Source organism: Klebsiella sp. 4_1_44FAA (genome assembly GCF_000238715.1).
Lineage (GTDB): Bacteria > Pseudomonadota > Gammaproteobacteria > Enterobacterales > Enterobacteriaceae > Klebsiella > Klebsiella pneumoniae.
Window position 1 is genome coordinate 780,016 of record NZ_JH414799.1, and the last position, 8,564, is coordinate 788,579.

An 8,564-nucleotide genomic window follows, 5' to 3' on the forward strand; every position below is an offset into this window, starting at 1 on the left:
GGCGAAAACAATCAGCGACTACGGAAGACAATGCGGCCTTTGCTCAGGTCGTACGGGGTCAGCTCAACAGTCACTTTGTCGCCCGTCAGAATGCGGATGTAGTTTTTACGCATTTTACCGGAGATATGCGCGGTTACCACGTGACCGTTTTCCAGTTCTACGCGGAACATAGTGTTAGGCAACGTTTCAAGTACGGTGCCCTGCATTTCAATATTGTCTTCTTTGGCCATCTAGTCCTCTGGGGTATCACTACCGTAGTTTTGAACCGGCAAGATAATGCCGAAGTTCATCATGTAAGTAAAGTTTTACGTATCTACCCTGAATCATTCACCTTGCCGCAAGGCGCATAGTCAGCACAGCGGCTACGGAAATATGACGGGTATGAATCGCCGAAGTAGTTTTGGCGCATTGCCCGGGACACACACGGCCATGCCGCGTGACAGGCGCAAACGTAAAGGGGAGTGACAGAACGATGGGCGTTATCTGACTCTTATTATTCCCAAACGGCGGCGGGGCAACAGGCAGAAGCTACTCTACCGCGCAATTATACCATCCTGACGCAAAATGTGCTGAAAACATTTTATTATCCGCCAGGAAATAGCACCCGCGGCACCCAAAATCGCTCGGGCAGTCGGTAGCCGCGTAATACCGACAGATAGTCCAGATAATCGCGGCGGGGAATATCCACTGCGCCTAATGACGCGGTATGGTTGTTCAGTACCTGGCAGTCAATTAATTTACCGCCGCTGTGCGCAAAGTCCTGGCAAAATACCAGCAGCGCGGTTTTGGAGGCATTTTCTGCCCGGCTAAACATCGATTCGCCGCAAAACAGCGCTCCCTGCGCTACGCCGTACATTCCTCCCACCAGGGTATTCTCCTGCCAGACTTCAATGGAGTGGGCATGACCCAGCTCATGCAGCTGGTGATAGGCGCGAACGATACTGCTGGTTATCCAGGTGCCTTCGTCACGATCGCTGGCGCAGCCCTCAATCACTTCGCCAAAGGCGTGGTTGAGCGTTACCCGGTAGGGCGAACGCTGATGAAAGCGCTTCATGCTGCGGCTGAGATGGAATTGCTCTGGCCAAAGTACCGCCCGGGGGTCGGGCGACCACCAGAGGATCGGGTCGCCAGGGGAAAACCAGGGAAAAATACCACGCTGATAGGCCATCAGCAGCCGCGCGGGGCTCAGATCGCCGCCGAGCGCCAGCAGGCCATTAGGTTCTCGCAAGGCGCCTTCCGGAGAGGGGAAGGCGATAGAGTGCCGGGAGAGCTGAACCAGACGCATTTTAACCTCAATACGCATCAGCAAAAATTAGATAATAGAATAGCCTACAGACGCTGTTTAAACTGGAAGTACCGGCCCTGTTTAGCGAGCAGATCCGCGTGACTACCTTGCTCAATTATCTGGCCGTTGTCCATGACTATTATCTGATTAAAACCCGCCAGGCCCCGCAGGCGATGGGTCACCATCAGCACGGTTTTGTCGCGCATGACATCTGCCAGCAGATGCAGGATCTGGCTTTCGGTGGCCGCATCCAGACCTTCTGTCGGTTCATCGAGCAGCATCAGCGGCGCATCGTGGAGCAGCGCGCGGGCAATGGCCAGTCGGCGCAGTTCGCCGCCGGAGAGCTGACGCCCGCCTTCGCCCAGCCAGCCGTTAAGACCACCATCTTGCAGCAGTTTTTCGAGGCCCACCTTCTCAAGGGTAGCGCTGAGATGAGCGTCATCCGCTTCAGGCGCCGCCAGCAGCAGGTTGTCGCGCAGGGTGGCGCTGAACAGGTGCACGCGCTGCGGCACTACGCTCATTGCCTGCCGCAGAGTGGCTTCGCTGAGGCCGGAGAGCGGCTGATTGTTGAGCAGAATCTCTCCCTGTGACGGGTCCCAGGCGCGGGTAAGCAACTGCAACAGCGTCGATTTTCCGCAGCCGGTCCGGCCAAGAATGGCGATGTGCTCTCCGGCGGCAATCTGCAGGGAAATATTCTCCAGGGCAGGGGAGGGCTGCTGAGGATAGCGGAAGGTGACCTCCTGAAGCGTTAGGGCCACCTGCGCTGGCGGACTGGCTTCATCTTCGACAAAGGTGACCTCCGGCTGCTGGTCGGTAATCTGCGAGATCCGCCGCGCGGAGGCCATCACCTGGCCTAAATGCTGGAAAGCGCCAGTGACTGGCGCCAGGGCTTCAAAAGCCGCCAGCGCGCAGAATACGAATAGCGCGATCAGCGCCCCGGGCTGACTATTGCCGCCGACGCCGTCTGAGGCCAGCCAGAGCATGGCCACCACGGCGATGCCACCGATTAACAGCATTACCGCCTGCGAAAGCGCGGTCAGCTCGGCCTGGCGCCGCTGTGCATCCTGCCAGCTCAGCTCGGTCTTTTCCATTTGTGCGCGGTAGCGGTCGCTGGCGTTAAATACCATCAGCTCCGCCTGACCCTGCAGCCAGGCGGTGAGCTGTTGGCGATACTGGCCGCGCAGCTGCGTCATACTTTCGCCGGCTGGCTTACCTGCGCGATAGAACAGCGGCGGCATAACCAGCAGGGTCGCCAGCATGATACCGCCGAGCGTCAGCGCGAGGGTGACGTCGAGCAGACTTAATCCGCAGGTGACGACCACAATCACCACCAGCGCGCCGACCAGCGGCGAAATGACCCGCAGGTAGAGATGATCCAGGGTGTCAACGTCGGCCACCACCCGGTTGAGCAGCTCACCCTGGCGAAAGCGCGCCAGCCCCGCCGGAGAGAGGGGGAGCAGTTTGCTGAAGGTGAAAACGCGCAGGTGCTGCAGCACGCGAAAGGTAGCGTCGTGGCTGACCAGGCGCTCAAAGTAGCGCCCGGCGGTACGGATAATTGCCGCGCCGCGAACGCCCGCGGCAGGCAGCATATAGTTAAAACTGTAGATCCCGGCGACGCCCACCACCGCTGAAGCGGAGAGGAACCAGCCGGAGAGCGTCAGCAGGCCGATGCTGGCCAGCAGGGTCACAATGGCCAGCACGACGCCAAGCAGCAGCATCCATTTATGGCGTTTATAGAGCGCCAGATAGGGTAAAAGTGCGCGCATTTAAATCTCCTCCTGACGATGGGCCAGCAGCGCCGAGAAGACCCCACCAGCACGGGCCAGCGTGGCATAGTCGCCTTGTTCGATAATCTGTCCGTCCTGCATCACCCAGACGTCGTCCCAGTCGGCCAGCCCCTCGAGCTGGTGGGTGACCAGCAGCGTGGTTTGCTCACTGGAGGCGTGGGTCAGGGCCTGCATGACTCGCTGTTCGCTATGGGCGTCAAGGCTGGCGGCAGGTTCATCCAGCAGCAGCAGGCGGCACGGCACCAACAGCGCGCGGGCGACCGCGATACGCTGCGCCTGGCCTACCGACAGACGCCCCGCCTGATCGCCTACGGCGGTATGGATCCCCTGCGGCAGCAGGGCGATAAACTCGCTGACCCAGGCCTTGTCCAGCGCCAGCCTAAGCTGTGCTTCGCTAGCTTCGGGCCACGCCAGCAGCACGTTTTCCCGCAGCGTGGCGGCAGGCAACTGCGGATTCTGTCCTACCCAGCTCAGCAGGCGGCGCCAGCGCTCAGCGTCCAGCTCGCGCAGCTCTACGCCGTTGACCATCAGCGACCCCTCATAGGGCAGAAAGCCGAGCAGTGTATTCAGCAAAGAGCTTTTCCCGGATCCGCTCTGGCCGACCAGCACCACGCGAGCGCCGGCGGGCAGCGCAAAATTAAGCGGCCCCGCCAGAACTTTACCTTCCGGAGATTTGATCACCAGGTCGCGCGCTTCCACGCTAATCAGATCGTTGTCATTTAACGTTTTCTCGCCACGCTCTACCTGGGTCAGCGGCGTTTCCATAAACGTTTTCAGGCTGTCTGCGGCGCCCACGGCCTGAGCTTTGGCATGGTAGAAGGTACCCAGGTCACGTAACGGCTGGAAAAATTCCGGGGCGAGGATCAGCGTCAGGAATCCCGCCATCAGCGTGACGCCCGCGCCATAGTGGCCGAAGTTCAGCTCGCCAAGGTAAGAAAAGCCAAAATACACCGCTACCAGCGCAATGGAGAGGGAGGTGAAAAACTCCAGAACCCCGGAGGAGAGGAAGGCCAGACGCAGGACTTCCATGGTGCGTTGGCGAAAATCCTGCGAGGCGTCGCGAATATTATCGGTTTCTGCCTGACCGCGATGAAAAATACGCAGGGTTTCCATGCCGCGCAGGCGGTCGAGGAAGTGGCCGCTGAGGCGGGCCAGCGCCTGGAAGTTACGCCGGTTGGCGTCGGCGGCGCCCATCCCGACCAGCGCCATGAAAAGCGGGATCAGCGGGGCGGTGCCGAGAAGGATTAGCGCGGCGGCCCAGTTAATCGGAAAAATAGTAATAACGATCAGCAGCGGTACGCAGGCCGCCAGCGTCATCTGGGGCAGGTAGCGGGCATAATAGTCGTGCATGTCGTCGATTTGCTCAAGAATAAGCGTTGCCCAGCTGCCGGCCGGTTTGCCCTGGATCCACGCCGGGCCTGCCTGCTGGAGGCGGTCAAGAACCTGGCGGCGAATTTCATAGCGAATATGCTGCCCGGCCTGAAAGCCGACCCGCTCACGCAGCCAGACCACCCAGGCGCGTAGTACAAAGATCAGCACCAGCAGCGTGAGCGGCAGCAGCAGGGCGGTCGCTGGAATATTCTCCATCACCATCCGGTGCAGGATCCGCGCCAGGAACCAGGCCTGCGCCACGATCAGCAGACCGCTCGCCACGCCAAGCAGGCGGGAAATCATCAACCAGCGACGGGAGATAATGCTTTGCTGTTTTAACCAGCGGGTTAACTCTTGTTGACGGGTTTTATTCATTGCGCGCTTTGCAGGTGTCGTTATCGGAGTATTGGGCACGGCAATGTTACATCGCAGCAAAAATAAAGGCGACTTTTCGTCGCCTTCTTTACCTTTGTTACTGACTTGTAAAGATTATTTGCAAGCGTCAGCCAAACCGTCGAGGTAACGCTCCGCGTCCAGCGCCGCCATGCAGCCGGTGCCCGCAGAAGTGATGGCCTGACGATAGATATGGTCCATGACATCGCCGGCGGCGAACACGCCCGGGATGCTGGTCTGGGTCGCATTGCCGTGGATACCGGACTGCACTTTGATGTAGCCGTTCTCCAGCTCCAGCTGGCCCTCAAAGATGGCGGTGTTCGGGCTGTGGCCGATGGCGACAAATAAACCAGCCACTTCCAGGGACTCGACATTGTCGCTGTTTTTGGTATCGCGCAGGCGCAGGCCGCTGACGCCCATCTGGTCGCCGGTCACCTCTTCGAGGGTACGATCGGTATGCAGCACGATGTTGCCGCTTGCCACTTTATCCATCAGGCGTTTAATGAGGATTTTTTCCGCACGGAAGGAATCGCGACGGTGGATCAGGTGTACCTCAGAGGCGATATTCGACAGATACAGAGCCTCTTCCACTGCGGTGTTGCCGCCGCCGATCACCGCCACTTTCTGGTTGCGATAGAAGAATCCGTCGCAGGTAGCGCACGCGGAAACGCCGCGGCCTTTGAAGGCTTCTTCGGAAGGCAGGCCCAGGTAACGGGCGGAAGCGCCGGTGGCGATGATCAGCGCGTCACAGGTGTACTCGCCGCTGTCGCCTGTCAGACGGAACGGGCGGTTTTGCAAATCGACGTGGCTGATATGGTCGAAAATGATCTCGGTTTCAAATTTTGCGGCATGCTCGTGCATGCGCTCCATCAGCAGCGGACCGGTGAGATCGTTCGGATCGCCTGGCCAGTTTTCCACTTCCGTCGTGGTGGTCAGCTGACCGCCTTTTTCCATCCCGGTGATCAGCACCGGCTGCAGGTTGGCGCGTGCGGCATAGACCGCCGCGGTGTATCCCGCAGGTCCAGAACCAAGGATAAGCAGTTTACTGTGTTTGGCTGTGCCCATGAGATCCCCATAATAATTGGCATACATTGGGCTGGGATTGTAGGGAATTTGTTGTCGTAAAAAAAGAGCACAGCGATTTTGTTAACGATGTGTGCAATAGAAGCTGCCAATGAATTGGTGATTTTCCCGGCAAGGAATATAACTATTTCTACTGTCGGCGGGACAATTATAAGACGAAAAAATGAGAATCAACCAGGGCGGATGATGAATATCTGGCATCTTGTACTAAAAATCGATGTTTTGCTTTGACAATCACCTGTGCTTTTGCGAAAACATTCAAGGAAGAAGAAAAGCAGTATTTAGCGTGCGGCGAATTTTCATGCACGCAAATGCCATTTTTATCCGGGTTAACGAAATCTACGCATGGTGTGGACAGACGCCATGCGTGATGTCGGTGACTGCCGTCAGGCAACGGGCTTCTCACGTACCCCTGGGTTACCCAATGTCGTACGGGTGATAACAGGATGGGCTCTGGCAGTGAAGGCTCAGAGCCGGAACAGGAGTAGGGAAGGAATACAGAGAGACAATAATAATGGTAGATAGCAAGAAGCGCCCTGGCAAAGATCTCGACCGCATTGATCGTAACATCCTGAATGAATTGCAAAAAGATGGGCGAATTTCTAACGTCGAGCTTTCTAAACGGGTGGGACTTTCTCCGACGCCTTGCCTTGAGCGTGTGCGTCGTCTTGAAAGACAGGGTTTTATTCAGGGCTATACGGCGCTGCTCAACCCGCATTATCTGGATGCATCACTTCTGGTATTTGTTGAGATTACTCTGAATCGTGGCGCACCGGATGTGTTTGAGCAATTTAACGCCGCAGTACAAAAACTTGAAGAAATTCAAGAGTGTCATCTGGTTTCCGGTGATTTCGACTATCTGTTGAAAACCCGTGTACCGGATATGTCAGCGTATCGTAAATTACTGGGCGAGACCTTGCTGCGCCTGCCGGGCGTTAACGACACCCGTACCTACGTGGTAATGGAAGAAGTCAAGCAAAGTAATCGTCTGGTTATTAAGACGCGCTAACACGGAACAGGTGCAAACTCGACGTAGTTTGATTACACTCCTGTTAATCCATACAGCAACAGTGCCGGGGAGACCCGGCGCTGTTGTCCGTTTTAGCAGCAGGCAGGAAACAGCCTGATACCTGGAGAGCCTTTCTTGAGCCAGGAATACACCGAAGACAAAGAAGTCAAACTAACCAAACTCAGCAGCGGGCGCCGACTCCTTGAGGCGATGCTCATCCTTTGCTCCCTCTTCGCCATCTGGCTGATGGCGGCACTACTGAGCTTTAACCCCTCGGACCCCAGCTGGTCGCAAACGGCATGGCATGAGCCTATTCATAATTTAGGCGGCGCCCCCGGCGCGTGGCTTGCCGATACCCTCTTTTTCATTTTTGGCGTCATGGCCTACACCATCCCGGTGATCATCATCGGCGGATGCTGGTTTGCCTGGCGGCATCAGGAAAACGACGAATACATTGATTATTTTGCCGTTTCCCTTCGCCTCATTGGTGCGTTAGCCCTGATCCTGACCTCCTGTGGTCTGGCGGCGATTAACGCCGATGATATCTGGTACTTCGCCTCCGGCGGGGTGATCGGCAGCCTGCTGAGCACCACGCTGCAACCCCTGCTGCACAGCAGCGGCGGCACCATCGCCCTGTTGTGTATCTGGGCGGCCGGGCTGACGCTGTTCACCGGCTGGTCGTGGGTCAGCATTGCGGAAAAGCTGGGCGGCGGCATCCTGTCCGTTCTCACCTTTGCCAGCAACCGTACCCGTCGGGATGATACCTGGGTCGATGAAGGCGAATACGAAGACGACGAGGAAGAGTACGACGACGAAGAGGCGGCCAGGCCGCAGGAATCGCGTCGCGCCCGTATCTTACGCAGCGCGCTGGCGCGGCGTAAGCGTCTGGCCGAGAAGTTTACCAACCCTATGGGGCGTAAAACCGACGCTGCGCTTTTCTCCGGCAAACGGATGGATGACGGCGAAGAGGTGGTGCAATACAGCGCCAGCGGGGCGCCTGTTGCCGCCGACGATGTACTGTTTTCCGGCGCCAGCGCCGCGCGTCCCGCAGAGGATGATGTGCTGTTCTCCGGCGCCAGCGCCGTGCGCCCGGGCGATTTCGACCCTTACGATCCGTTGTTGAATGGCCACAGTATCGCTGAGCCGGTAAGCGCAGCGGCGGCGGCTACAGCCGCGCCGCAGGCGTGGGCAGAATCACCGGTGGGCCATCACGGCGCTGCGCCAGCTTATCAGCCGGAAGCCAGCTATCCGCCGCAGCAGGCCTATCAGCCTGAACCCGCTCCGTTCCAGCAGGCTGCTTATCAGCCGCCAGCGGGGCAAACCGCACCGCAGGCGTATCAGCCTGAGCCAGCGCCGTATCAACAGCCGGTTTACGATCCGCGTGCCGGTCAACCTGCGCCGCAGGCCTATCAGCCTGAGCCAGCGCCGTATCAGCAGCCGGCTTACGATCCGCATGCCGGTCAACCTGCGCCGCAGTCCTATCAGCCTGAGCCAGCGCCGTATCAGCAGCCGACTTACGATCCGCATGCCGGTCAACCTGCGCCGCAGGCCTATCAGCCTGAGCCAGCGCCGTATCAGCAGCCGGCTTACGATCCCTATGCCGGTCAACCTGCGCCGCAGGCCTATCAGCCGGAGC

The 8,564-nt window shown here is 58.3% G+C and carries 7 protein-coding genes; 2 read left to right on the forward strand and 5 right to left on the reverse strand.

Annotation, left to right across the window (positions count from 1 at the left end; genetic code table 11):
• Positions 1 to 11 precede the first annotated feature (11 nt).
• From infA to trxB, 5 genes are all read right to left on the reverse strand, one after another.
• Positions 12 to 230, reverse strand: a complete 219-nt coding sequence (gene infA, locus HMPREF1024_RS16785; RefSeq protein ID WP_001040187.1) for a translation initiation factor IF-1 — start codon at positions 228 to 230, stop codon at positions 12 to 14.
• Between the two features lie 353 nt (positions 231 to 583).
• On the reverse strand, positions 584 to 1,285 hold the full coding sequence (aat, locus tag HMPREF1024_RS16780) for a leucyl/phenylalanyl-tRNA--protein transferase (protein WP_002898014.1): 702 nt from the start codon (positions 1,283 to 1,285) through the stop codon (positions 584 to 586).
• Between the two features lie 44 nt (positions 1,286 to 1,329).
• Entirely contained in the window at positions 1,330 to 3,051 is a 1,722-nt protein-coding gene (cydC, locus tag HMPREF1024_RS16775; protein ID WP_009308248.1) for a cysteine/glutathione ABC transporter ATP-binding protein/permease CydC, read from the reverse strand.
• The gene (gene cydD / locus HMPREF1024_RS16770) at positions 3,052 to 4,818 is read right to left on the reverse strand and encodes a cysteine/glutathione ABC transporter permease/ATP-binding protein CydD (protein WP_002898017.1); all 1,767 of its coding nucleotides are present in this window, start codon (positions 4,816 to 4,818) and stop codon (positions 3,052 to 3,054) included.
• A gap of 114 nt (positions 4,819 to 4,932) precedes the next feature.
• A complete protein-coding gene (trxB, locus tag HMPREF1024_RS16765) occupies positions 4,933 to 5,901 on the reverse strand; it encodes a thioredoxin-disulfide reductase (protein ID WP_032451345.1) in 969 nt (322 codons plus the stop codon).
• 532 nt (positions 5,902 to 6,433) lie between these two features.
• Between trxB and lrp the strand changes: the two genes are divergently transcribed.
• Positions 6,434 to 6,928: a leucine-responsive transcriptional regulator Lrp gene (gene lrp / locus HMPREF1024_RS16760; RefSeq protein WP_000228469.1), complete on the forward strand. Its 495-nt coding sequence runs from the start codon at positions 6,434 to 6,436 to the stop codon at positions 6,926 to 6,928.
• Positions 6,929 to 7,063: 135 nt separating this feature from the next.
• Positions 7,064 to 8,564, forward strand: a 1,501-nt coding sequence (locus HMPREF1024_RS16755) for a DNA translocase FtsK 4TM domain-containing protein (RefSeq protein WP_009308250.1), incomplete at its 3' end; no start/stop codon positions are given.